Annotated in this window: 24 protein-coding genes; 17 read left to right on the forward strand and 7 right to left on the reverse strand. The window is 69.9% G+C overall.

The features are described 5' to 3' along the window. The first annotated feature begins 1 nt into the window (after nt 1). The 11 genes from flgC to RIC31_RS03470 all read left to right on the forward strand — a co-directional run bounded on the left by flgC (nt 2) and on the right by RIC31_RS03470 (nt 11,810). Nucleotides 2–412, forward strand: a complete 411-nt coding sequence (gene flgC, locus RIC31_RS03420) for a flagellar basal body rod protein FlgC (protein WP_350103172.1) — start codon at nt 2–4, stop codon at nt 410–412. A 79-nt stretch (nt 413–491) separates the two neighbouring features. Continuing rightward, on the forward strand, nt 492–788 hold the full coding sequence (gene fliE, locus RIC31_RS03425; protein WP_350103173.1) for a flagellar hook-basal body complex protein FliE: 297 nt from the start codon (nt 492–494) through the stop codon (nt 786–788). A gap of 93 nt (nt 789–881) precedes the next feature. Next, complete coding sequence (gene fliQ / locus RIC31_RS03430; RefSeq protein WP_350103174.1) at nt 882–1,148, forward strand: flagellar biosynthesis protein FliQ; 267 nt, start codon at nt 882–884, stop codon at nt 1,146–1,148. Between the two features lie 70 nt (nt 1,149–1,218). After that, the gene (gene fliR / locus RIC31_RS03435; RefSeq protein ID WP_350103175.1) at nt 1,219–1,986 is read left to right on the forward strand and encodes a flagellar biosynthetic protein FliR; all 768 of its coding nucleotides are present in this window, start codon (nt 1,219–1,221) and stop codon (nt 1,984–1,986) included. Nucleotides 1,987–1,998: 12 nt separating this feature from the next. Beyond that, nucleotides 1,999–3,075, forward strand: coding sequence for a flagellar biosynthesis protein FlhB (gene flhB, locus RIC31_RS03440; RefSeq protein ID WP_350103176.1), 1,077 nt, complete (start codon nt 1,999–2,001; stop codon nt 3,073–3,075). Between the two features lie 10 nt (nt 3,076–3,085). Continuing rightward, complete coding sequence (locus tag RIC31_RS03445; RefSeq protein ID WP_350103177.1) at nt 3,086–5,074, forward strand: response regulator; 1,989 nt, start codon at nt 3,086–3,088, stop codon at nt 5,072–5,074. 188 nt (nt 5,075–5,262) lie between these two features. After that, nucleotides 5,263–6,339 (forward strand): recombinase RecA, encoded by a 1,077-nt coding sequence (gene recA, locus RIC31_RS03450; RefSeq protein ID WP_350103178.1) that lies wholly within the window; start codon nt 5,263–5,265, stop codon nt 6,337–6,339. Between the two features lie 179 nt (nt 6,340–6,518). Then, nucleotides 6,519–9,182 (forward strand): alanine--tRNA ligase, encoded by a 2,664-nt coding sequence (gene alaS / locus RIC31_RS03455; protein WP_350103179.1) that lies wholly within the window; start codon nt 6,519–6,521, stop codon nt 9,180–9,182. An 89-nt stretch (nt 9,183–9,271) separates the two neighbouring features. Next, entirely contained in the window at nt 9,272–10,558 is a 1,287-nt protein-coding gene (locus RIC31_RS03460) for a M24 family metallopeptidase (protein ID WP_350103180.1), read from the forward strand. After that, nucleotides 10,558–11,433 (forward strand): AAA family ATPase, encoded by an 876-nt coding sequence (locus tag RIC31_RS03465; RefSeq protein WP_350103181.1) that lies wholly within the window; start codon nt 10,558–10,560, stop codon nt 11,431–11,433. Before RIC31_RS03460 ends, RIC31_RS03465 begins: the two co-directional genes overlap by 1 nt. Next, nucleotides 11,430–11,810: a hypothetical protein gene (locus RIC31_RS03470; protein WP_350103182.1), complete on the forward strand. Its 381-nt coding sequence runs from the start codon at nt 11,430–11,432 to the stop codon at nt 11,808–11,810. The genes RIC31_RS03465 and RIC31_RS03470 overlap by 4 nt, the downstream gene beginning before the upstream one ends. A gap of 42 nt (nt 11,811–11,852) precedes the next feature. Here RIC31_RS03470 and RIC31_RS03475 read toward each other — a convergent pair whose 3' ends face one another. Next, nucleotides 11,853–13,205: a tetratricopeptide repeat protein gene (locus RIC31_RS03475; RefSeq protein ID WP_350103183.1), complete on the reverse strand. Its 1,353-nt coding sequence runs from the start codon at nt 13,203–13,205 to the stop codon at nt 11,853–11,855. A gap of 163 nt (nt 13,206–13,368) precedes the next feature. On the opposite strand from RIC31_RS03475, the gene RIC31_RS03480 reads away from it, so the two are divergent. The 3 genes from RIC31_RS03480 to RIC31_RS03490 are packed head-to-tail and all read left to right on the forward strand — an operon-like array spanning nt 13,369 to nt 16,288. Continuing rightward, complete coding sequence (locus RIC31_RS03480; RefSeq protein WP_350103184.1) at nt 13,369–14,547, forward strand: vWA domain-containing protein; 1,179 nt, start codon at nt 13,369–13,371, stop codon at nt 14,545–14,547. Next, on the forward strand, nt 14,544–15,443 hold the full coding sequence (locus RIC31_RS03485; RefSeq protein ID WP_350103185.1) for a C40 family peptidase: 900 nt from the start codon (nt 14,544–14,546) through the stop codon (nt 15,441–15,443). Before RIC31_RS03480 ends, RIC31_RS03485 begins: the two co-directional genes overlap by 4 nt. Further along, complete coding sequence (locus RIC31_RS03490; protein ID WP_350103186.1) at nt 15,440–16,288, forward strand: hypothetical protein; 849 nt, start codon at nt 15,440–15,442, stop codon at nt 16,286–16,288. The genes RIC31_RS03485 and RIC31_RS03490 overlap by 4 nt, the downstream gene beginning before the upstream one ends. A 27-nt stretch (nt 16,289–16,315) precedes the next feature. On the opposite strand, the gene RIC31_RS03495 is transcribed toward RIC31_RS03490, so the two are convergent. Continuing rightward, on the reverse strand, nt 16,316–16,948 hold the full coding sequence (locus RIC31_RS03495; protein WP_350103187.1) for a histidine phosphatase family protein: 633 nt from the start codon (nt 16,946–16,948) through the stop codon (nt 16,316–16,318). A gap of 122 nt (nt 16,949–17,070) precedes the next feature. On the opposite strand from RIC31_RS03495, the gene RIC31_RS03500 reads away from it, so the two are divergent. Both RIC31_RS03500 and RIC31_RS03505 read left to right on the forward strand, forming a co-directional pair. Continuing rightward, nucleotides 17,071–18,267, forward strand: a complete 1,197-nt coding sequence (locus RIC31_RS03500; protein ID WP_350103188.1) for a pyridoxal phosphate-dependent aminotransferase — start codon at nt 17,071–17,073, stop codon at nt 18,265–18,267. 275 nt (nt 18,268–18,542) lie between these two features. Further along, nucleotides 18,543–18,710, forward strand: coding sequence for a hypothetical protein (locus RIC31_RS03505; protein WP_350103189.1), 168 nt, complete (start codon nt 18,543–18,545; stop codon nt 18,708–18,710). Between the two features lie 3 nt (nt 18,711–18,713). Here the strand turns inward: RIC31_RS03505 and RIC31_RS03510 are convergent, their stop codons facing one another. The 5 genes from RIC31_RS03510 to RIC31_RS03530 all read right to left on the reverse strand — a co-directional run bounded on the left by RIC31_RS03510 (nt 18,714) and on the right by RIC31_RS03530 (nt 22,296). Then, the gene (locus RIC31_RS03510; RefSeq protein WP_350103190.1) at nt 18,714–19,469 is read right to left on the reverse strand and encodes a TSUP family transporter; all 756 of its coding nucleotides are present in this window, start codon (nt 19,467–19,469) and stop codon (nt 18,714–18,716) included. Nucleotide 19,470: 1 nt separating this feature from the next. Beyond that, a complete protein-coding gene (locus RIC31_RS03515; protein ID WP_350103191.1) occupies nt 19,471–19,821 on the reverse strand; it encodes a DUF6614 family protein in 351 nt (116 codons plus the stop codon). A 69-nt stretch (nt 19,822–19,890) separates the two neighbouring features. Beyond that, nucleotides 19,891–20,358, reverse strand: coding sequence for an RNase A-like domain-containing protein (locus tag RIC31_RS03520; RefSeq protein WP_350103192.1), 468 nt, complete (start codon nt 20,356–20,358; stop codon nt 19,891–19,893). A 14-nt stretch (nt 20,359–20,372) separates the two neighbouring features. After that, nucleotides 20,373–21,587, reverse strand: coding sequence for an NADP-dependent isocitrate dehydrogenase (locus RIC31_RS03525; protein WP_350103193.1), 1,215 nt, complete (start codon nt 21,585–21,587; stop codon nt 20,373–20,375). A 103-nt stretch (nt 21,588–21,690) separates the two neighbouring features. After that, nucleotides 21,691–22,296 (reverse strand): LOG family protein, encoded by a 606-nt coding sequence (locus RIC31_RS03530; RefSeq protein ID WP_350103194.1) that lies wholly within the window; start codon nt 22,294–22,296, stop codon nt 21,691–21,693. Here RIC31_RS03530 and RIC31_RS03535 point away from each other — a divergent pair. After that, nucleotides 22,283–24,124: a LysM peptidoglycan-binding domain-containing protein gene (locus tag RIC31_RS03535; RefSeq protein WP_350103195.1), complete on the forward strand. Its 1,842-nt coding sequence runs from the start codon at nt 22,283–22,285 to the stop codon at nt 24,122–24,124. The genes RIC31_RS03530 and RIC31_RS03535 overlap by 14 nt on opposite strands. Nucleotides 24,125–24,132: the final 8 nt, after the last annotated feature.

A 24,132-nucleotide genomic window follows, 5' to 3' on the forward strand; every position in this document is an offset into this window, starting at 1 on the left:
CATGGATCTCGTCAATTCGATCAAGATCTCCGCCTCCGGCATGCGCGCCCAGGGCACCCGGCTGCGGGTTCTGGCGGAGAACGTGGCCAACGCGGAATCGGTCGGCAGCAAGGCCGGCGACGATCCGTACCGCCGCAAGACCATCACCTTCGACAACGTCCTGGACCGGGGCATGAATGCCGACCTGGTGAAGGTGTCGAAGATCGGTCGAGACCAGAGCAACTTCAATCTGGTGTACGAGCCGACCCATCCGATGGCCGACGACGACGGCTACGTGAAGATGCCGAACGTCAACTCGCTCATCGAGCTGACGGACCTGCGCGAGGCCGAGCGCAGCTACGAGGCGAACATGAGCGTCATCGAGTCGTCGAAGTCGCTGATCCAGCGCACCATCGACCTGATCCGCAACTGACAGCGCGAGCGCGGGCGCCCGGCGCCCGGCTTCCGGCGACGCCCCCGATTTGCTAGATTGACGTCGAGGAGAATGCAGCATGGTCGCACGAATCGGCGATATGATGCCCCCCGTTCCGGGCACCGCCAACACCGGCAACCCAGGTACCGTCACGGGCGCCAAGGATTTCGCGGCCTATGTGCAGGACGCGGCCGTCGAGGCCGTCGGCACGATGCATCGTGGCGAGGACATGTCGAAGGCGGGCATCGCCGGCAAGGCCGACCTCAACGACGTCGTGGCCGCGGTGAACGACGCCGAGGTGACGCTGCAGACCGTGACCACCCTGAGGGACAAACTTGTCCAGGCCTACCAGGAGATTCTGCGCATGCCGATCTGATCCGGCGCAGCGCGTCGATCGGTCGGGCAGTTCTTGCCCACCCGGCAGTTCCTGCCGGGTGAATACGGGTGCTGGACCAACCGGAGGCCGACCGTGACCGAGGAAGACGCGCTCTCGATCGCCCGGGAGTCGATCCTGACGCTGCTGGCCATGGCCGGCCCGATCATGGGGGTGGCACTGGTCATCGGGCTGATCATCGCGCTGTTCCAGGCGCTGACCCAGCTGCAGGAAATGACCCTGGTGTTCGTGCCGAAGATCGCGGTGGTGTTCGCGTCGCTGCTGCTGCTGCTGCCGTTCATGCTGGCCCAGATCAGCACCTTCTTCGAGAGTATCGCCGACAAGATCATCGGTCTGCCGTGACCGGCGACGCCGCGTCCGGCCGTCCGGACCGCCGGTCGGCGGCGGCCGGCCGAGCGAGTGGGGAGCGCGCGTGAACCTCGAGCAGTATCTGCCGCTCCAGGTGTTCCAGATCCTGCTGGTGTTCGCGCGCACCGGCTCGGCGATGCTGATGATCCCAGGGATCGGCGAGACGTTCGTGCCGATCCGCGTGCGGCTGCTGTTCTCCGGCCTGCTCGCCCTGGCGGTGGCACCGGCGATCGCGCCGCAGCTGCCGCCGGAACCCGGGAACGCCGCCGAGCTGCTGACCCTGATCGCCGGCGAGGTGCTGATCGGCATCTACTTCGGCCTGGTGTCCCGGCTGCTGCTGCTGACCCTGGACACCGCCGGCCGGGTGATCTCGTTCTCCGCCGGCCTGGCCGCCGCGAACATCTTCAACCCGTCGCTCACCGAGCAGGGGACCGTCATCGGCCTGATCCTCACGATGCTGGGGATCCTGCTGCTGTTCATCACCGACCTTCACCACATGATCATCCGGGCGGTGGTCGAGAGCTACGGGACGTTCCCGGCGGGCCGCGAGCTGATGTTCGCGGACCTGTCCGAGGCGATCACCGAGCTGTCGGCCGGCAGCTTCAAGGTCGCGATCCAGCTGTCGGCCCCGTTTTACGTCTTCAGCCTGCTGTTCTTCGTGTGCCTCGGCGTGATGTCCCGGCTGATGCCGCAGCTGCAGATCTTCTTCATCGGCCTGCCGGTGCAGATCTACATGGGCATGCTGGTGCTCGCGACCATTCTGGGCGCATTGATGTCGGCGTTTCTGACGTACTATGCGGATACGGCGGCCACCTACCTGATCCCCAACTGAGCGAAGCGGGCGATGTCGGACGCGCAGGACGACTCCCAAAAGACCGAAGAGCCGACTTCCAAGAAGCTCGCCGACGCCCGCAAGAAGGGCCAGATCGCGCAGAGCAAGGAGGTCTCCAACTTCGCGACGCTGCTCGGCATGACCTTCATGGTGGCCCTGCTCGCCCCGTTCATCGCGTTTCAGCTCCACACCTCGATGGCGCGGGTGTTCCATCAGGCGGCGCTGGTTCACCTCGACGCCGGCAGTGCCGGCGAGATCATGTTCGACCTGACGCTCGACGCGCTGCTCGCGCTGTCGCCGGCTTTCGGGCTGTTCATGGTGCTCGCGCTGCTGGCGAGTATCGGCCAGTCGGGCCTGCTGTTCACGACCGAGCCGATCACGCCGAAGCTCGAGAAGCTGTCGCCGATCTCCGGCCTGAAGCGGATGTTCTCGCTGAAGTCGGTGGTCGAGTTCCTCAAGGGCATCGTGAAGATGTCGATCGTCGGGGCGATCGCCTACATGCTGGTGTCGCCGGAGCTGGATCGCGCCGAGCAGCTGCTGGACATGGACCTGATCGATGTCCTGGCCGAGATCCAGACCCTGGTGATCAAGCTGATGATCGGCGTGCTGGGCTTCATGTTCGTGGTGGCGGTCGCCGACTTCGTCTACCAGCGCTACGAGTTCATGAAGCAGATGCGGATGTCGCGGCAGGAGATCCGCGACGAGCACAAGCAGTCCGACGGCGATCCCCAGGTCAAGGCGCGGCTCCGGCAGATCCGCATGGACCGGGCCCGGCGCCGGATGATGTCGGCGGTGCCGCAGGCCGACGTGGTGGTGACCAACCCGACCCACTTCGCGGTCGCCCTGAAATACGACACCGAGACCATGGCGGCGCCGACCCTGGTCGCCAAGGGGGCGGACGCGGTGGCGCTGCGCATCCGCGAGGTCGCCAACGAGCACAAGGTGCCGATCGTCGAGAACCCGCCTCTGGCCCGTGCGCTGTTCGCCGCGGTCGAGATCGACCAGCAGATCCCGGAGACCCACTACAAGGCCGTCGCCCAGGTGATCTCCTACGTGTATCGGCTCAAGGGCCGGAAGATGACCGGGTGATCGGGGCGTGATGGATCTCGTCGCATCGGCTGCGACGGCCGCCCTGGGCGCGGTCGTCGGCGGCGGCCTCGCCTGGTGGTACCGCGGCCGGTCCGGTCCGGTCCCGGCGCCGCGCCGCGCGGACACGCCCGGTTCGGAACCGGCGGTCGCGGGTGCGGCCGCGCCGGCGTCCGACGGCGCGACGGCGGTGCGGATCGATCTCGACCAGGACGGCAGGCTGGCCTCGTTCTCCGGGCCGCTGCGGGACTGGCTAGGGGACGAGGCCGAGACCGGCGGCGGCCGGGCGCTGGCCCGCCTGCGCCTGCAGGCCCTGCGTATACGGGCAGCGCCCGAGGCGACCGGCCGGCCGATCGAGGGCGAGGCGATCGCCGGCGAGCACCCGACCGTCCTCCCGACCTTCGAACTGGGGGAGGAAGGCTTCCGGGTCAGCCTGCGGCAGCTGCCGGGAACCGGCAACGGTAGCGCGGCGACCGGTTCGGAGGCGCGGATCGCGTCGGTGATGCGCGATGCGCCGGTCGGCGTCGTCCAGCTCGACCGGGACGGCCGGGTGACCGGCCACAACCGTTATTTCGGGCGGCTTGCGGGATTCGACCGGGCCGATGCCCTGGCCGGGACGGCCTTTCTCGACTGCATCAGCCCGGTCGACCGCGACCGGGTCGCCGCCGCGCTGCAGTCGACCGCCGCGGACGAGCAGGTCGAGGCCGGGCTCGGGGCCGAGGCCGAGGCCTATGTCTCGCTGTTCGTGCGTCGCCAGGGTGACGGCGGGCAGGCGGGGATGGCCGGGCCCGGGGCGATCGTGTATGCGATCGACATCACCCAGCGCCGCATCCTCGAGACGCAGTTCGTGCAGTCGCAGAAGATGCAGGCGGTCGGCCAGCTGGCCGGTGGGGTGGCCCACGACTTCAACAACCTGCTGACCGCGATGACCGGGTTCTGCGACCTGCTGCTGCAGCGCCACCGTCCCGGCGACCAGTCCTTCGCCGACGTCATGCAGATCAAGCAGAACGCCAACCGGGCGGCCAACCTGGTGCGGCAGCTGCTGGCGTTCTCGCGCCAGCAGACCCTGATCCCGCGGGTGATCGACATCACCGAGACGCTGGCTGACCTTTCGCATCTGCTGCGCCGGCTGATCGGCGAGACCGTCACCCTGGAGCTGGTGCACGGCCGCGACCTGAAGCCGGTCAAGGCCGACGTCGGCCAGCTCGAGCAGGTGATCATCAACCTGGTGGTGAATGCCCGCGACGCCATGCCGACCGGCGGGGTGATCCGGATGCAGACCTCCCTGGTCGCGACGGTCAAGCCGCTGCGCCAGGGCGAGGAGGCGATGCCGCCGGGCGAGTACGTCCTGATCGACGTGGTCGACGCCGGCACCGGCATCCCGGAGGAGAATCTGGCCCGGATCTTCGAGCCGTTCTTCACCACCAAGGAGGTCGGACAGGGAACCGGGCTCGGCCTGTCGACCGCGTTCGGCATCGTGAAGCAGTTCGGCGGCCACCTGTTCGTCGACAGCACCGTCGGCGCCGGCACGACCTTCTCGATCTACCTGCCGGCCTGGTCCGGCGAGATCGCCGCTGCCGCCGAGTCGGGCGAAGCCCGGTTCGATTCCGACCTGTCGGGAACCGGTACCGTGATGCTGGTCGAGGACGAGGATCCGGTCCGGCTGTTCGCGGCCCGGGCGCTGCGCAGCAAGGGCTACCACGTGATCGAGGCGCGCTCCGGCGAGGCGGCCCTCGAGCTGCTGGAACGCGAGGCGCCGGACCTCGACCTGCTGATCACCGACGTGGTGATGCCGGGAATCGACGGGCCGACGTTGTTCCGCAAGGTCCGGGAGACCCGCCCGGGCCTGCCGGTGGTCTGTATCTCGGGCTACTCGGAAGACGCCCTGCGACAGCGAATCGTCGGGGCCGACGGCGTCGCGTTCCTGCCGAAACCGTTCTCGCTCAAGCAGCTCGCGGTGGCGGTCAAGCGGGCGGTCGGATCGTCCGTCCCCATATCTTGAGTTAACCATGGGGTTGGAATCCTGGATTTAGGCGTGAACAAAACGCGAAAATCAGCTTGCAGATGAGAACAAAGTAAGTACGATTGGTCCGGCGCGGCGGCTGAGCGCCGGTTTCGACCGGCCCGGCCCGAGTTCCGGATGCCCCCCGTTGCCGCGCCGGGTGCCCCGCGATAGAAGGAGGCCTGCCGATGACCGCGGCGCTGCGACTGATCGAGAAGGACGGCATGGACAAGTCCAAGGCACTGGAGGCCGCGCTCGGCCAGATCGAGCGCGCGTTCGGCAAGGGCTCGGTGATGAAGCTCGGCGCGCGCGAGGGCGCGGTCGAGATCGACACGGTATCGACCGGCTCGCTCGGGCTCGACATCGCCCTCGGGATCGGCGGCCTGCCGCGAGGCCGCATCGTCGAGATCTACGGGCCGGAAAGCTCCGGCAAGACCACGCTGGCGCTGCACGTGGTGGCTGAGGCCCAGAAGGCCGGCGGCACCTGCGCCTTCATCGATGCCGAGCACGCCCTCGACCCGATCTATGCCCGCAAGCTCGGGGTCGACGTCGACGAGCTGCTGATCTCGCAGCCGGACGCCGGCGAGCAGGCTCTCGAGATCGCCGACACCCTGGTGCGCTCCGGGGCGATCGACGTGCTGGTGATCGACTCGGTGGCGGCCCTGGTGCCGCGGGCCGAGCTCGAGGGCGAGATGGGCGACACCCATGTCGGTCTGCAGGCCCGGCTGATGAGCCAGGCGCTGCGCAAGCTGACCGGCTCGATCTCGAAGTCGCGCTGCATGGTGATCTTCATCAACCAGATCCGCCAGAAGATCGGCGTGATGTTCGGCAACCCGGAGACCACCACCGGCGGCAACGCCCTGAAGTTCTACGCTTCGGTCCGGCTCGACATTCGCCGCATCGGCGCCATCAAGGACCGCGACGAGGTGGTCGGCAACCAGACCCGGGTGAAGGTCGTCAAGAACAAGCTGGCGCCGCCGTTCCGGGTCATCGAGTTCGACATCATGTATGGCCAGGGCGTGTCGAAGACCGGCGAACTACTGGACCTCGGGGTGAACGCCAGCATTGTCGAGAAGTCGGGCGCCTGGTTCTCCTATGACGGCAACCGCATCGGCCAGGGCCGCGAGAACGCCAAGAACTTCCTGAAGCAGAACCCGGACGTGGCCCAGGCGATCGAGAGTAAGATCCGCGCGAATGCCGGCCTGGTGGCCGACGCCATGCTGGTCGGCGACCCGGATCCGGGCGAGGGCGCGACCGACGACTGAGGCCGACGCCGGCGGCTGGCCGGGAGCGACATCGCGTTCCCTGGACAGCCGGGCGGTGCGTCGCTAAAAGCGGGGGCTTTCCGAGGCGGGGGCGCGGTCCGGTGGGACCGCGCTTTCGCATGCCGAGAGCATGGCTGCCGGCGCTGGGCCGCCGGGGCTGGGCAGGCTGGAGATTCGCCATGGCGACCACGAACGAGATCCGACGCGCGTTCCTCGACTATTTCGCGACCAACGGCCACACGATCGTCGAATCGTCGCCGCTGGTGCCGCGCAACGACCCGACCCTGATGTTCGCCAACTCGGGCATGGTGCAGTTCAAGAACCTGTTCACCGGCGCCGAGACCCGCGACTACAGCCGCGCCACCACCGCCCAGAAATGCGTGCGCGCCGGCGGCAAGCACAACGACCTGGAGAATGTCGGCTACACGGCGCGCCACCACACCTTCTTCGAGATGCTCGGCAACTTCTCGTTCGGCGACTACTTCAAGGAGAACGCCATCGAGTATGCCTGGAAGCTGATCACCAGCGAGTTCGGGCTGCCGAAGGACCGGCTGCTGGTGACGGTGTACAGCGAGGACGAGGAAGCGGCGGCGCTGTGGCGCGAGGTCGCCGGACTGCCGGACGAGCGGATCATCCGGATCGCGACCTCCGACAACTTCTGGGCGATGGGCGATACCGGCCCGTGCGGACCGTGCTCGGAGATCTTCTTCGACCACGGCGAGGGCATCCCCGGCGGGCCGCCGGGCTCGCCCGACGAGGACGGCGACCGGTTCATCGAGATCTGGAACCTGGTGTTCATGCAGTTCGAGCAGGTCACCAGGGCCGAGCGCCGCAACCTGCCGCGGCCGTCGATCGACACCGGCATGGGGCTGGAGCGCATCGCGGCGGTGCTGCAGGGCAAGCACGACAACTACGACACCGACACCATGCGCGGCCTGATCGAGGCGTCGGCGCACGCCTCCAGCACCGACCCCGACGGGCCGTTCAAGGTGTCGCACCGGGTGATCGCCGACCACCTGCGGGCCAGTTCCTTCCTGATCGCCGACGGCGTGCTGCCGTCGAACGAGGGCCGCGGCTACGTGCTGCGCCGGATCATGCGGCGGGCCATGCGGCACGCCCACATGATGGGCTGCCTCGAGCCGCTCATGCACCGGCTGGTGCCGCCGCTGGTGCGGGCGATGGGCGAGGCCTATCCGGAACTCGGGCGGGCGCAGGCGCTGATCACCGGCACCCTGCAGCTGGAGGAGACCCGCTTCAAGGAGACCCTCGGGCGCGGCCTGAAGCACCTGGAGGAGGCGACCGACAGGCTCGGCGGCGGCCAGCCGCTGTCCGGCGAGGTCGCGTTCAAGCTCTACGACACCTACGGCTTTCCGGTCGACCTGACCGCCGACATCCTGCGCGGCCAGGGCAGGACCCTCGACCAGGCCGGCTTCGAGGTGGCGATGGAGCGCCAGCGGGCGGCCGCCCGCAAGGCCTGGGCCGGGTCCGGCGAGGCGGCGACCGACGCGGTCTGGTTCGGGGTGCGCGAGAAGGCCGGGGCGAGCGAGTTCCTGGGCTATGACACCACCCGCGCCGAGGGCGTCGTGACCGCGCTGCTGGTCGACGGCAAGCCGGCCGACACGGCGGCGCCGGGGGCGGAGGTCCTGGTGGTCGTGAACCAGACCCCGTTCTACGGCGAGTCCGGCGGCCAGGTGGGCGACAGCGGCAGCATCCGCTCGACCGGCGGGGCGACGGTCGCGGTCGTCGACACCCAGCGCAAGCTCGGCGACGTGTTCGTGCACCGCGGCGTGCTGTCCGGGGCGGTGCTGAAGGTCGGCGACGCGGTCGAACTGACGGTCGACGACGAGCGCCGCGACAGCATCCGGGCCAACCACTCGGCTACGCACCTGATGCACGAGGCGCTGCGCCAGCGGCTCGGCGAGCATGTCGCCCAGAAGGGCTCGATGGTGGCGCCCGAGCGGCTGCGCTTCGACTTCAGCCACCAGGCGTCGATCGCCCGCGAGGACCTGGCCTGGGTCGAGGCCGAGGTGAATCGCCGGGTGCGCGGCAACTCCGAGGTGTCGACCCAGCTGATGACCCCGCAGGCGGCCATCGACAAGGGCGCGATGGCGCTGTTCGGCGAGAAGTACGGCGACGAGGTCCGGGTGGTGTCGATGGGCGGCGCCCCGGTGAGCGCCAACCGGGCGGCCTGGTCGATCGAGCTGTGCGGCGGCACCCATGTCCGGCGCACCGGCGACATCGGCCTGTTCAAGATCGTCGGCGAGGGTGCGGTGGCGGCCGGCGTGCGCCGCATCGAGGCGGTCACCGGCGCCGGCGCGCTGGCCTGGATCGTCGGGCGCGAGGCGGCGCTCTCGGAGGCGGCGGCCGAGCTGAAGACGACGGTCGAGGATGTCCCGGCGCGGGTCCATGCCCTGCTGGAGGAGCGTCGGCGGCTGGAGCGCGAGCTGGTCGAGACCCGCAAGAAGCTGGCGTCCGGCGGCGGTGCCGGGGCGGCGACCAAGTCGGTGGCCGGGCTGACCTACGCGGCCCGCGCGCTCGACGGCGTGCCGGCGCGCGAGCTAAAGGGGCTGGCCGACGCCCTGAAGAAGGAGATCGGCTCGGGCGTGGTGGCGGTCGCCAGCGCCGAGGACGGCAAGGCGTCCCTGGTGGTCGGCGTGACCGACGACCTGACCGGCCGGATCAGCGCGGTCGACCTGGTGCGGGTCGGCTCGGCGGCGCTCGGCGGCAAGGGCGGCGGCGGCCGCCCGGACATGGCGCAGGCCGGCGGTCCCGACGCGGCGGCCACCCAAGCCGCCCTCGACGCCATCGAGGCCGAGCTCGCCAAGGCTCCGGCCGCGGCCTGAGCGGTGCTGCACGGGGCGAGGGGTTGCCGCATGCCGGTCGCCGGGTCACTCTCGCCTGCTGTGCCGCCACGGACCGTGGAGACGCCGCGATGAACCCTGCCGGCCCGACAGGCGCCGTCACGCCCGGCCCGTTGCAGGCTGGCCGCGTGCTGCCGCAGCGCGCGGCGCCGGCGGTCGTGGACGGGGTGGCGATCGACGAGGCCGCGGTGACCCGGGCCCGGCTGGCCCGGCTGCGGGCCGAGATGGCGGCCCGCGACCTGGACGCCGTGGTTCTGCTGGACCCGGTCAACCTGCGCTTCGCCACCGGCACCCGCAACATGCAGATCTTCACGGCCCGCAACCCGGCGCGCTACGCCCTGGTCCCGGTCGAGGGGCCGGTGACGGTCTACGAGTTCCACGGTGCCGGCCATCTGGCGGCCGCCGGCCCGGTGGTCGACCGGGTGTGCGAGGCGACCACGGTGTCCTATGTCGCAGCCGGCGACCATCGCGACGACAAGGCTCGGGCCTGGGCGCGCGAACTGGCGGCGGCGATCCGCGCGGCGGTGCCGGAGGCGCGGCGGATCGGCATCGAGCCGGTCCAGCACCTGGCCGCGGAGGCGCTCGCCGCCGAGGGCTTCGTGCTATGCGACGCCCAGGAGCCGGTCGAGCGCGCCCGTGCCCGCAAGACGGATGCCGAGATCGCCATGATGAAGGCGTCGCTGCGGGTCGTGGAGAAGGGCGTGCACGCCCTGCGCGACGCGATCCGGCCGGGCGCCAGCGAGAACCAGGTGTGGGCCGAGCTGCACCGCAGCGTGATCGCCGACGACGCCGACTACGTCGAGACCCGGCTGCTGAACTCCGGGCCGCGCACCAATCCCTGGTACCAGGAATCGTCGCCGCGGGTGATCGAGGCGAACGAGCTGGTGGCGCTCGACACCGACGTGGTCGGGCCCTACGGCATCTACGCCGATTTCTCGCGCACCTTCTTCTCCGGACCGGGCAAGCCGTCGGACGAGCAGCGCCGGCTGTACCGCACGGCCTGGGAGCAGATCCACCACGATGTCGAGCTGGTGAAGGCCGGCCGCAGCTCGCGCGAGATCGCCGAGGCGGCATGGCCGGTACCGGACGAGTTCTGGGAGCGCCGCTACTTCGTGCTGATGCACGGCGTCGGGCTGACCGGCGAGTACCCGTACATCCTTCACGGCAGGGACATGCAGGACCATGGCTACGACGCCGTGCTCGAGGAGAACATGACGCTGTGCGTCGAAGCCTATATCGGTGGCGCGCAGGGCGGCGAGGGCGTCAAGCTGGAGCAGCAGGTCCGCGTGACCCGCGACGGATACGAGCTGCTGTCGGCGTTTCCATTCGAGGACGAGTTGCTGAGTCGAGAGGTGTGATGAGCGAGCCGATCTCCATGACGACCGGGCGTTTCGAGGGTACCGAGCGCTACGTCGCGACCGAGGACCTGATGGTCGCGGTCAACGCCGCGGTGGCGCTCGGCCGGCCGCTGCTGGTGAAGGGCGAGCCCGGAACCGGCAAGACCGTGCTGGCGCGCGAGATCGCCACCGCGCTCGGCAAGCCACTGATCGAGTGGCACATCAAGTCGACCACCAAGGCCCAGCACGGGCTGTACGAGTACGATGCGGTGGCGCGGTTGCGCGACGGTCAGCTCGGCGACGAGCGGGTCCGGGACATCGCCAACTACATCCACCGCGGCAAGCTGTGGAACGCCTTCGCCGCCGACGAGCAGGCGGTGCTGCTGATCGACGAGATCGACAAGGCCGACATCGAGTTCCCGAACGATCTGCTGCTCGAGCTCGACCGCATGGAATTCCACGTCTACGAGACCCGCGAGACCGTGGCCGCCCGGCATCGGCCGATCGTGCTGATCACCTCGAACAACGAGAAGGAGCTGCCGGACGCCTTCCTGCGCCGCTGCTTCTTCCACTACATCCGCTTTCCGGACACCGAGACCATGGAGCGGATCGTCGACGTGCATTTCCCGAACCTGAAGAAGCAGCTGCTGCACGCCGCCCTGACGGCCTTCTACGAGATCCGCGAGGTGCCGGGCCTGAAGAAGAAGCCGTCGACCTCGGAGCTGCTGGACTGGATCAAGCTGCTGGTGGTCGAGGACATTCCGCCGGAGGCCCTGAAGGTGACCGACAAGAAGGACCTGATCCCGCCGCTGTACGGCGCCCTGCTGAAGAACGAGCAGGACGTCCACCTGTTCGAGCGGCTGGCGTTCCTGGCACGCCGGGAGGGCCGGGCATGAGCGGCCTGCGCACCGCCGCGCTGGCGGCCCTGCTGACGATCGCGGCCGCGGGACCGGCAGCCGCCGGCAAGCTGACCGAGGCCGCCCCGGAGGCGATGCGCGCCTATGCCGACCAGGCCGGCTACATCGTGGCGTCGATCCCGGTCTGCGGCGGCGACGCGAAGGAGGCCGACTATTTCCGCAATCTGGTCCGGGACAACCTGCGCGAACTCGGCGCCGACGACGACGACATCGGCTTCCTCGACCACTACATGGCCGAGGCGGCCGCGACCGCCGAGCCGAAGAAGCGCGAATGCGGCGACGAGGGGGCGGTCCCGGTGACCTCCAAGCTGTTCAGTCACCGAGCCGCCATCGAGAAGGCGCTGAAGGCACAGTAGGAGAAGGCCGGGCCGGCCGGTGGTCGTCGGCCCGGCCCGTCGTCATGCCACCGCGCGCACGGCCGTGTCGTTGCCTCCCCTGACCCGCTCCAGCCAGTTCCAGCTGAACGGGCAGGCCGGCTTCAGGAATACCCGCTCCTGCAGCAGGCCGGTCGCCAGCGCCGTTCGCCTGGCGCGGTGCGCCGCCTCGATCAGCGTGCGCTGGACGATGTCGCGCTGGGCGTGACTGCCGCCGAACGGATAGGTCCGCGTGCGGATCGGCAGCAGCAGGTCGGTGGCCCCGGCGAAGTCGCCCCGGCCGAAGGCGTGCACCGCCGCGATCACCGGCAGCCCGACCGCGCGGGCCATGTCGCCGTTGGTCCCCCGGGCGAGGGCCTGACGCTCGACCTCGGCCAGCAGCCGGTCGGCGTCGCCGTGCCGGCCGGTCGCGGCATAGGCCATCATCGCGTGCATGTCGTTGAAGACGTAGAAGCCCTCCTCGCCGGTCCGGGCGTAGATCTCGGCGATGCCGGTCCAGCGGTCGCCGACGTCGATGCCCCGCAGGTGCAGGCGCCACAAGAAGGCGACCGCGTCGACCAGCTCCAGCTGCATCTCCGACGGTGCCGGACGGATGCAGGTGTCATAGATTTCCAGCGCCCGGTCGATCCGGCCCTGGTCCAGGTTGTACAGCGCGGTATGCCACCAGTTGTGGAAGGCGAACGCGTTGCCGGGGCGACCCCAGCGGTCGGCGCCGGCTTCCATGAAGGCGATTGCCTCGGGCTGTCGGGCCTGCATCTCCAGGACGTGGGCGACGGCGTGCTGTGCCCAGCCGTCGTCGGGCTGCAGCGCCAGGGCGTGGCGGCCGGTCTCCTCGGCGCGGCCGTAGTCGCCGGCTTCCTCGAGCCCGAACGCGAGCATCCCGAGGACGTAGGAGTAGCCGGGCAGGTCGGCGCTCCAGGACGGCAGGGCCCGGGCCACGCGGCCTCGCAGGTTCTCGCGGTCGCCATGGTAGAAATCGGACAGATGCCCGGCCTGCAGGGCCAGCAGGTCGCGTGGATGCTCCATGCAGACCAGGTCGAGCTGTCGCTTGTAGCCGGCCCAGTCGCCGTCGGCCCAGGCCGCGATCGCCGCGATATGGCCGCGCTCGCGGGCGTTGGCCTTGTCGCGCAGGGCGGCCAGGGAGTCGCAGGCCGATCGTATCGCCCCGGACATGCTGCGTTCCCAGGCCGAGATCATCAGTTCGGCCTTGAGGACATGGCCCATCACGAAGTCCGGCTGCTCGGCGAGCGCGGTGTCGATCGTGGCGACCGGGTCGTCCATGTAGGTGTTGAACTGCGTCAGTCCCGCCTCGAAGGCGGCGAGGCTGGCGGTGCTGGCGGCGGAGACCGGCTCGCCGCGGGCGTCGCGTATAGTCATCGGGTGTCTCCCGCTTCGGAGTGGGACGGCGTGGTTGCCGTCGGGAAGGCCGGAACTTGACGCGGTATTGTTTCGTCGGTGCGCCCGAGTGCGGGGCGCAGTGTATCATTTGTTTCACCGGGACCGCTTGACCGCCGGACCGGCCACGGTCACAAGAGTCAGCATGTTCACGCGGTTCTTCTACGCCCTGCGCGAGGCCCAGGTGCCGGTCTCGCTGACCGAGTACCTCACGCTGCTGGAGGCGGTGAAGGCCGGGCTGGCGGCGTGGTCGGTCGACCACTTCTACTATCTCTCGCGCTCCGCCCTGGTGAAGGACGAGCGTCACCTCGACCGTTTCGACAAGGTGTTCGGCCACGTCTTCCAGGGGCTGGAGGCGCTCGACGAGCTGTTCGGCAAGGACCTGCCCGAGGAATGGCTGCGGAAGATGGCGGAGCTGAACCTGACGCCCGAGGAGATGGCCAAGGTCGAGGCCATGGGCGGCTGGGACCAGCTGATGGAGACCCTGAAGCAGCGCCTGGAGGAGCAGAAGGGCCGGCACCAGGGCGGCTCGAAGTGGATCGGCACCGCCGGCACCTCGCCCTACGGCGCCTACGGCTACAACCCCGAGGGCGTGCGGATCGGCCAGGACGGCAACCGCAACAACCGGGCGGTCAAGGTCTGGGACAAGCGCGAGTACCGCAACCTCGACGACAGCGTCGAGATCGGCACCCGCAACATCAAGGTGGCGCTGCGCAAGCTGCGGAAGTTCGCGCGCCACGGCCGGCCGGACGAACTCGACCTGGACGGCACCATCCGCCAGACCGCCAAGAACGGCGGCTGGCTGGACCTGCAGATGCAGGCCGAGCGCCGCAACGTCGTCAACGTCGTGCTGTTCCTCGACGTCGGCGGCTCCATGGACCCCTACGTCAAGCTGTGCGAGGAGCTGTTCTCGGCCGCCCGCACCGAGTTCAAGCACCTGGAGTACTTCTACTTCCACAACTGCCCCTACGAGCGGCTGTGGAAGGACAACCGGCGCCGCCACGTCGAGCGCATCGACACCCTGGAGGTGCTGCACACCTTCGGGCCCGACTACAAGGCGGTGTTTGTCGGCGATGCCGCCATGAGCCCCTACGAGATCGCGGTCGCCGGCGGCAGCGTCGAGCACATGAACGCCGAGCCCGGCGGTCTGTGGATCCAGCGGCTGGTCTCGCATTTCCGGCGCTCGGTCTGGCTGAACCCGGTGCAGGAGCGGTTCTGGAAATACACCCAGTCGGTGGCGATGGTGCAGGACCTGATGGAGAAGCGGATGTACCCGCTCACCCTCGGCGGCCTGGACGACGCCATCAAGGAGCTGAACTCATGACGGCCGAGGCGGATGCCGCCAGACCGCTGGACCCGCGGCTGCACGCCTGGCGGCCGGACCTCGCGGCCGCCGGCCTGCGGGGCCAGGTCGATGCGGCGCAATTCGCCGATCCGACGCCGGCGCGGATCGCGGCCGGCACCGCGTCGGTCAGGGAGCAGCCGCGCGACGACGCCCGGCAGGCGACCGAGCTGCTGTACGGCGAGGCGGTCGACGTGATCGAGCGGGCCGGCGGCTGGGCCTGGGTGCAGAACCGGGTCGACGGCTATGTCGGCTATGTCCGCGAGGCTGCGCTCGGCGCGCCGGCGGCTGAACCGACCCACCGGGTGTCGGCGCTGCGCAGCTATCTGTTCGACGGGCCGGACCTGAAGCTGACGCCCCGCGCCCTGCTGCACATGACCAGCCCGGTGGCGGTCGCCGAGACCCGCGACGACGGCTGGTCGCGGCTGGCCGATACCGCGGAGGGACCCGGCGGCTACCTCTGGACCCGGCATCTGTGCCCGATGGTCGCCACCGCCCACGACTGGATCGCCACCGCCCGGCGTTTCCTCGGCGCGCCCTACGCCTGGGGCGGTCGGTCGTCGACCGGGCTCGACTGCTCGGCCCTGGTGCAGCTGGCGCTGGCCCGCGCCGGCATCGCCGCCCCGCGCGACAGCGACATGCAGGCGGCCGGGCTGGGCGAGCCGGTCGAGGGCGGCGTCGAGGCGGCGCGCCCCGGCGACGTGCTGTGCTGGCCCGGCCATGTCGCGTTCATGGTCGGGGGGCAGAGAATCCTGCACGCCAACGCCTTCCACATGGCGGTGGCGGAGGAGAGGCTCGCCGACTTCCGGGCGCGCACGCTCGAGAAGGTCGGCGACGTTCGGACGGTGCGGCGGCCGGTGGCGGCCGGCACCGCGTGACCGACCCGCTGCTGCCGCTGGCGCCGGCCCCGGTCGACGACCGGCAGGCGGCCCTGACCGCGGAACACATCGGCGATCCCGCCGCCCTGACGGCGTATTTCGAGGGTCTTCGGCGCGAGGTCGACCCGGGGATGGCGGCCCGCCATCCGTCGTTCAACGGCAAGCCGTATCCGCTGGGGCGCTGCCGCGAGATCCGCGACGCCGTGCTGGCCCTGCTGCTGGAGCGGGTCAACGCCCCGCGCGACCCGATGGAGGCGGCGATCTCGACCTTCATCCGCAGCGGCGGTGTCGGCAAGAAGACCTGGGGCGTGCTGAGGAACACCTACTTCCAGAACGCCATGCAGCTCGGCGCCTGGTATGTCGACGTCGCCAACGACACCGTGGTGCCGAGCAAGCCGCCGGTCGAGGTGCTGCCGGCCGCCGGGGTCGACATGGTGGCGGTCCGCGACTACGCGCATTTCGCCGACATCGCCCGGCGCTACTGGGGCGCCGAGGTGTTCCGCAATTCCGTCTTTCCGCGGCTGGCGGCGTTCTTCCCGCTGATCGTGGTCTACCCGACCGGCGGGGCCGAACCGGCGGTGGCGTCCGACCAGGTCACCGAGCTGACCCGGCGCAGCGCCTTCCGGCCGTCTCTGGACGCGCTGGCGGCGTTTCCCGACCCGCCGGTGGCGGTGGCGGCAAAGCTGCTCCGCTCCGCCGGCGACGACCCGCTGTTGCAGCCAGTCGGCGATCCCTCGGCCTGCGTCGCGGCCGACATCGCGGCCGGCCGGCACGAGGATCCCGAATTCCGCCGCCGCTGCGTCGCCGCCTGGCGGCTGGTCGCGGCGCCGACTGCCCCGCGCTGAGCCGCCCGTCCGGGCGCGGCCGCCAGCCTACACCGTCGTCTCCGCCCGCGGGCTGTCCGGCACCGCCACCTCGATCCGCGCCTCGGTGCCGGCTTCCAGCCGGTGGAAGGCGTCCTGCGGTCGGTCGAGGGCGAAGGTCTGCTCGCGGGTCAGGCCGAGATACAGGCCGCGCATGACCTTGTTGACCACGCCGTGCGCCACCACCACGTGGACGCCGCCGGCGGCATGGCACTCGGCCAGGAACGGCCGCACCCGGTCCTGCACGTCCTGGCTGCTCTCGCCGTTCGGATAGCGGTAGTTCCACGGGTCGGCGTTGCGCCGCGCGGCTTCCTCCGGGTGGGCGTGGTCGATGGCGTGCCAGCCGGGCACGCCGTCGAAGTCGCCCAGCGTGATCTCCTTCAGCCGGTCGTCCCAGGCGATCGCCTCGTAGTCGACGCCGAGATGCTCGGCGACCACGGCGGCCGACTGCCGGGTGCGGCCGAGCGGGCTCGCAACCATCCGGAAGCCGGTCCCGTTGAGGAACCCGGCGAGGGCGCGGCCGGCGGCGTCGACCTGGGCGAGGCCGAGCCGGGTCAGCGGCGCGTCGAGCTGGCCCTGCAGCCGGCCGCTCCGGTTCCAGGTGGTCTCGCCGTGTCGGAGCAGATAGATCGTCGCGGCCATGGCGCCGGCACCCGCAATCGGAGAAGGAGACTACCGTTAGCCCAAGCGTCGGCGCGGAAAAAGGCCCTATTCCCGCCCGGCGCTTTCCGTTATGTCCGGGGCTTGCGAACCTGGAGGACGGCATGAGCGGGACATCGATTCTCGACAGCGTGCGGCGCGACGTGGCGGAGCTGGCGGAGACCGGCATCGTCAAGGTGGCCGTGCACGGTTGGGACAAGCCCGGCTTGATTCCATTCTGGTTCGGGGAGGGCGACCAGGCCACGCCGGCGTTCATCTGCGACGCCGCCGCCGAGGCGTTGCGCCGGGGCGAGACCTTCTACACCGACCAGCGCGGCATCCTGCCGCTGCGCCAGGCGCTGGCCGGCTATACCAAGCGGACCTTCGGGGTCGACGTCTCGACCGACGAGGTCAGCCTGGTCACCGCCGGCATGTCCGCACTGTACCTGGCGATGGACATGCTGATCGAGCCGGGCGACGAGGTGATCGCGGTCGGCCCGGTGTGGCCGAACATCTACTCCACCGTCGAGGTCCATGGCGGTGTCGTCCGGCACGCCTCGATCGAGCTGATCGACGGCGAGTGGCGGCTCGACCTGGACCGGCTGTTCGCGCTGGCGAACGACAGGACCAAGGCGATCTTCGTGAATTCGCCCGGCAACCCGACGGGCTGGATGATGGAGAGCGACGAGCAGCGCGCCCTGATGGAGTTCGCGCGCGCCCGCGGCATCTGGGTGATCGCCGACGAGGTGTACCACCAGCTGGTGTTCGACCGCGACGTGGCGCCGTCCTTCCTGCAGGTCGCCGACCGCGACGACCGGCTGCTGGTGGTCAATTCCTTCTCCAAGTCCTGGCTGATGACCGGCTGGCGGCTCGGCTGGCTGACCCACCCGGCGGCGCTGGCGCCGACCATCGCCAAGCTGGTGCAGATCACCACCTCCGGCGTGCCGCAGTTCCTGCAGCGCGCGGCGATCGCCGCGATCGAGGACGGCGACCACGTCATCCACGACCTGCGTGCCCGCTGCAAGGCCGGCCGCGACCTGGTGTTCGACCGCCTGGAGTCCTGGCCGAAGCTGCGGCTGGCCCGGCCGAAGGCGGCGTTCTATGCGTTCTTCGCGGTCGACGGAATGGACGACAGCGTCGAGTTCGCGAAGATGATCATCGACGAGGCCAATGTCGGCCTGGCCCCGGGCTCGGCCTTCGGGCCGGCCGGCGAAGGCTATCTGCGGCTGTGCTTCGCGGCCAGCGAGGCGACCCTGGCCCGCGGCCTCGATGCGCTCGAGCCGATCCTGGGCGTCGGCAAGGACCAGCGCCGGTCGGCCTGACGTCCGTCGCTTCGTGGGTTCCGGCTCAACCGCGCCGAAGGCGACGCGCTCGTCCGGAATGACGACCTTTGATGTTCGTCATTCCGGACCGGACCGCCGCAGGCGGGACGGATCCGGAACCCAGCGGCTGCCCCGGCTCCCCAAACCGTGTATCCTGACGGCATGAGGCAGGGAGCTGTCATATCGCGCTGAGGCCGACAGGACCGGGGGAGCCGCGGGTTCCGGCCCCGCGGACGCGCCCGGCCCAGACCCCCGCCCGGACTGCGCCGGCGGCGATGCCGGTTCCGGCCGAGCGGTCGCGTCCGGACCGCGGGTTCCGCCTCAAGACCGCGATCGCGCCGGATGAGATCGAACGGCAGATCCAGCGCCTGATGAACCTGATCGCCAACGACAACATCGATCAGGAAGCGCCGCCGGGCAGCTATCTCAACATGCTGGTGTGACGGTCAGCCCAGGATTTCCGGAAGCAGGGGGACCAGCAGCCCGATCCCGGACACGCCGAGCAGGATCAGCAGAACCCGCGCGAACGCCTTGTCGTCGATTCGGCGATACAGGTTGAAGCCGAGCCAGGCGCCGAGGCCGATGCCGGGCAACGCCGCCAGGAACAGGCCGCCGACCTCGGCGGTCAGCCGGCCCTGCACGGCGTAGGTGCTCAGCGTGACCACGTGCATGGCGGTGTTGAACAGCTGGAACACGCTGCGCTGACGGTCCTTCGGCCAGCGTCGCAGCGAGCACCAGATGGTCGGCAGCACGCCCGACAGGCCGGCGAATCCGCCCAGCACGCCGCCGCCGAAGCCGACCGCGGCGTCGGCCAGCCGGCTCTCGACCCGCAGGCTCGGCAGCCGCCCGGTGACCAGCACCGACCCGGCATAGATCACCAGCAGGGCGCCGGCCAGATGCCGGAAGGTGTCGGCCGACAGGACGGACAGCAGGGCGGCGCCGAACGGCACCCCGCACACCCCGCCGGCCAGGAAGGGCAGGGCGGCGCCCCAGTCGAGCCGGCGCCAGATCATCGGCATGAGAATCAGCTGCACGGCCAGCGACGCCGCCACGATCAGCGGCGAGATCGCGGCGTGCGGCAGGAAGTGGGCGTACAGGCCGAGAGTGGTGGCGGCGAAGGCGAAGCCGGCGAGGCCGCTGGCGGTTGCCCCAAGCAGGGCACCGCCGGCCGCGACCAGGTACACCATCAGGTCGTCCGGCACCTCAGAAGCGCTCTTCGCCGGTCTGTCGATGCGGGTCCGGGAAGTCGCGGTACAGGGCGAACTGGGTGTTCTGGACCAGCGAGTTCACGCCGTGGTGGAAGCCCTCCACCGGCTCGGCGCGGCTCGACACCCGGGTGAAGGCGGCGTCGAGCTGGGCCAGGTCTCGGGTCTCGATCCAGACATGGAATTCGCCGAGCCCTGCGGCACCGAGGCCAAGCTTGCGGCGGGTGACGCGGAAGCCCTCGATCAGCCCGTCGTCGCGCAGCCGGCCGAGGTAGCGGTCGACCGCCTCCACGAAGGTGGTGTCGCGCACCCCGGGCTTGAGGTCGCACCAGATGTGATAGAGGTCCATGCGCCCTCGCCAGTGCCCGACCGCGTCAGGCTGGTGCGACCGGACCGCCGCGGTCCGGCCGACGCCCGTTCACTTGGTCGGGAAGGCCGTGACCAGCCGGCAGCTGCCCTTGCCCATGGCCTCGAGCACCACGGTGATGCCGTGGGCCGGGACCCCGGAGGCGTTGCCGCGCTCGACCCAGACGCCGATCGGCTGCTCGAACGCCATCCGGACCTCGGCCCGCTCGCCTGCGTTGGCACCGGCGGCCCAGCTGTCGTAGGCGTCCTCGTCCGGCATCAGCGCCGCCGAGATCACCTGGCGCGCGGTGTGGCGGTCCGGGAAGGAACTGGTGGCGGGACTCGCCGGCTCCTTCGCCAGACGGGCTGCCAGCTCGGTCGGGCTCCGGCCGACATGGCGGTCCATCGTGTCGCCGCCGAGCTGCTCCTGCTCCTGCAGCCAGCCGTCCTTGAACGGGCTGGGCACGCACTTGGCGTCCGCCGGTACCGCTCCCAGCAACAGCGCGCCGATCACCAGCGCACCACCTCCCCATTGCCGCATTCTGGCCCTCTCGGTCAGCCCATCGCCTTCTGCAGATTCTCGTCCAGTTTGCCGAGAAATTGCTGGGTTGTCAGCCACGGTTGATCCGGGCTGATGAGCAGCGCCAGGTCCTTCGTCATGTGCCCGGACTCGACCGTGTCGATGCAGACCTTCTCCAGGGTCTGGGCGAACCGCGCAACCTCGGGGGTGTCGTCGAACTTCGCGCGATACTCCAGGCCGCGGGTCCAGGCGAAGATCGAGGCGATCGGGTTGGTCGAGGTCTCCTTGCCGGCCTGGTGCTGGCGGTAGTGACGGGTCACCGTGCCGTGCGCCGCCTCGGCCTCGACGGTCTTGCCGTCCGGGGTCATCAGCACCGAGGTCATCAGGCCGAGCGAGCCGAAGCCCTGGGCGACGGTGTCGGACTGCACGTCGCCGTCGTAGTTCTTGCAGGCCCACACGAAGTTGCCCGACCACTTCAGCGCCGACGCGACCATGTCGTCGATCAGGCGGTGCTCGTAGACGATGCCCTTGGCCTTGAACCTGGCCGCGAACTCGTCGTCGAAGACCTGCTGGAACAGGTCCTTGAATCGGCCGTCATAGGCCTTGAGGATGGTGTTCTTGGTCGACAGGTAGACCGGCCAGCCGAGGTCGAGCCCGTAGTTGAAGCAGGCCCGCGCGAAGCCGATGATCGACTCGTCGAGGTTGTACATGGCCATCGCCACGCCGCCGCCCGGGAAGTCGAACACCTCGAAGGACATCGGCGCGCCGCCGCCCTCCGGCTGGAAGGTCAGGGTCAGCTTGCCCTTACCCGGGACCACGAAGTCGGTGGCGCGGTACTGGTCGCCGAAGGCGTGACGGCCGATCACGATCGGCTGGGTCCAGCCCGGCACCAGCCGCGGTACGTTCTTGCAGATGATCGGCTGGCGGAACACGGTGCCGCCGAGGATGTTGCGGATCGTGCCGTTCGGCGACCGCCACATCTTCTTCAGCTTGAACTCCTCGACGCGCGCCTCGTCCGGGGTGATGGTCGCGCACTTCACGCCGACGCCGTACTGCTTGATGGCGTTGGCGGAGTCGATGGTGATCTGGTCGTCGGTCGCGTCCCGCGCCTCCATCCCGAGGTCGTAGTACTTCAGGTCGACGTCGAGATAGGGAAGGATCAGCTTGTCCTTGATCATCTGCCAGATGATCCGGGTCATCTCGTCACCGTCGAGCTCGACGATCGGGTTCGCCACCTTGATCTTGGCCATCGAAAGCTCCAATCACACACGAAATCGCCCGCAGGACCCGCGGGCGCGGCACAATATCATCGGGAACGCCCAACGCAAGCCGGGCGCGGACGGAAATCGGCGGCTACAGCCACTTCTTGGAGACGTCGACGCTGGGATCGGTCCGGAACGCCGCCAGCGCGTCGAACACCTCGTCGACCGTGTCGACGACCTGGAACAGGGCGCGATTCTCGGGCCTTGTGAAGCCGGTCCGGATGGTGTGGTCGATCAGCGCAAGCAGCGGTTGCCAGAAGCCGTCGACGTCGACCAGGACGATCGGCTTGGCCGTCAGCTTGAGCTGCGACCAGGTGAGCACCTCGAGGGTCTCGTCGAGGGTGCCGAGGCCGCCCGGCAGCACCACGAAGCCGTCGGCGCGCTCGTACATCTCGGCCTTGCGGTCGTGCATGCTGTCGGTGACCACCAGCTCGCTGACCGCGCCGTGGCCGACCTCCAGGTCCATCAGGAAGCGCGGGATGATGCCGGTCACCCGGGCGCCGCCTTCGAGTGCTGCGTCGGCGACCAGCCCCATCAGGCCGACGCGACCGCCGCCATAGACCAGCTCGGCGCCGCGGCCGGCGATCAGGCGGCCGAATGCCGTGGCGGCGTCGCGGTAGCGCACGTCGACACGAGAGGATGAGCCGCAGAATACGCACACGCGAAGCGGCTGGGACACACCGGTGGATATCGTCATGCCGCGGTCTTTCGCACCGGGCAGGGCGGTCGTCAACCGATCTGAGGAGCCGGGCGGCAAACCGCGGCGCGGGACGGGTGGATCAAGGCGGCGAACCGGAGGAATTGCCGATCAATTCGGCCGGCCGTCCGATTGTGTCGAAACCGCAAGGGGTTTATGGTCGGGCGAGCATTACACGGCTTGCGGATTGATGGTCGCGAAACCGGTTACGGTCGGCGTCGTCGGGGTAGTGGTCCTGGCGTCCGCCCTTGTGTTGAACTACTTCGTCCTGCCGGGCGAAGAGGCGGAGCCCGTGGCCCGGGCGCCGTCGCCGACGAGCCCAGCGCCGCCGTCCCCGAAGCGCCCGGATGCGACCGCCAAATCGACGGACCGGACACCGGCGGGGGCGCCCCAGGTGCCGCCGCCCGCGACCGGGCAGGACCGTCAGCAGGCCACTGTGTCGACACCGAGCTTCGACGTCGTGCGGGTCGATCCAGACGGCAACACCGTGATCGCCGGCCGCGGCGCCCCGAATACCGATATCGCGATCCTCGACGGCAGCAAGGAGATCGGTCGGGTCACCACCGACAACCGCGGCGAGTGGGTGTTCGTGCCGCCCTCCAAGCTGGAGGCGGGAGAGCGTGTATTGAGCCTGAAGGAACTGACCGACCAGCCGAGACAGTCCGACGAGGCCGTCGTGCTGGTCATTCCCGAGAAGGGCAAGGACATCGCGGGGCGCGCGACCGACGGGGCCAGTGTGCCGCTGGCGGTGGTGGTGCCCAGGAACGGTGACGGAAGCGAGCAGCGGGTCGCGACCCGGGTGCTGCAGGCGCCGGCGGCCGGACCGCTGGCGTCGAACGGTACCCCGGGCAGCACATCCGCCGGCGGTGCGGCGGCGACGCCGGCGCCCGGTGCTTCGAGTGCCGGTGCTTCGAGTGCCGGTTCTTCGGGAACGGGGGCTTCGGACACCCGGACGAGCGCCGCGGCGGGCGCCGCAGTGGGCGCCGTCGCCGGTGCCGCAGCCGGAAGCGATACCGCCGTGTCCGGGGCGGCGACTTCCGGGTCCGGGCCTGCCGTGTCCGCGGTCGTCGCGGGCAAGGCCCCGCAGGAGACGGCCGTTCCCGCGTTGACGGCCGCGGCGCCGGCTGCCGGCGTCAGCGCGTCGGCGCCCGTCCCGGCCGAGCCGCCTTCAGCCGCGCCGATCCCCGCCGATCCGCCATCCGCCAAGCCGTCGTCCGCCGAGCCGTCGTCCGCCGCGCCGACGCCCGCCGCCCCGGCCGCGGTCGGGACGCAGCCGGGCGAACCGAAACCCGCGGCGCCGTCGCAGCTGGCGTCAGCGGCGCCGGCGGTCTCGGCCTACCCGGAGCCGGCCGCGCCGGCGGCAGCGGACGGCGTCGGCCAGAAGGACGTGGCGGTCGACGTGATCGACTACGACGACAAGGGCGACGTGGTGTTCAGCGGGCGGGCCGATCCCGGTTCGAAGGTCGAGGTGTTCATCGACAACCGCAAGGTCGGCGATACCGGGGCCGACGCCGAGGGCCGCTGGACCATGCGGCCGGCCGAGCCGGTGGCGCCGGGCTCCTATCAGTTGCGGGTCGACAAGGTGACGTCGACCGGCGCGGTCGAGGCGCGGGTGGCGTTCCCGTTCGTCCGTGCCGACCCGTTGACGGAACTGCCGGACAACCGCCTTGTCGTGATCCAGCCCGGCAACAATCTCTGGCGTATCGCCACCCGGGTCTATGGCACCGGCGTTCGCTACGTCGAGATCTTCGATGCCAACAAGGATCAGATCCTCGACCCGGACCTGATATATCCCGGCCAGGTATTCGGCCTGCCGCGCGTGAACTGATCCGAAGA

The organism is Thalassobaculum sp., assembly GCF_040219615.1.
Lineage (GTDB): Bacteria > Pseudomonadota > Alphaproteobacteria > Thalassobaculales > Thalassobaculaceae > Thalassobaculum_A.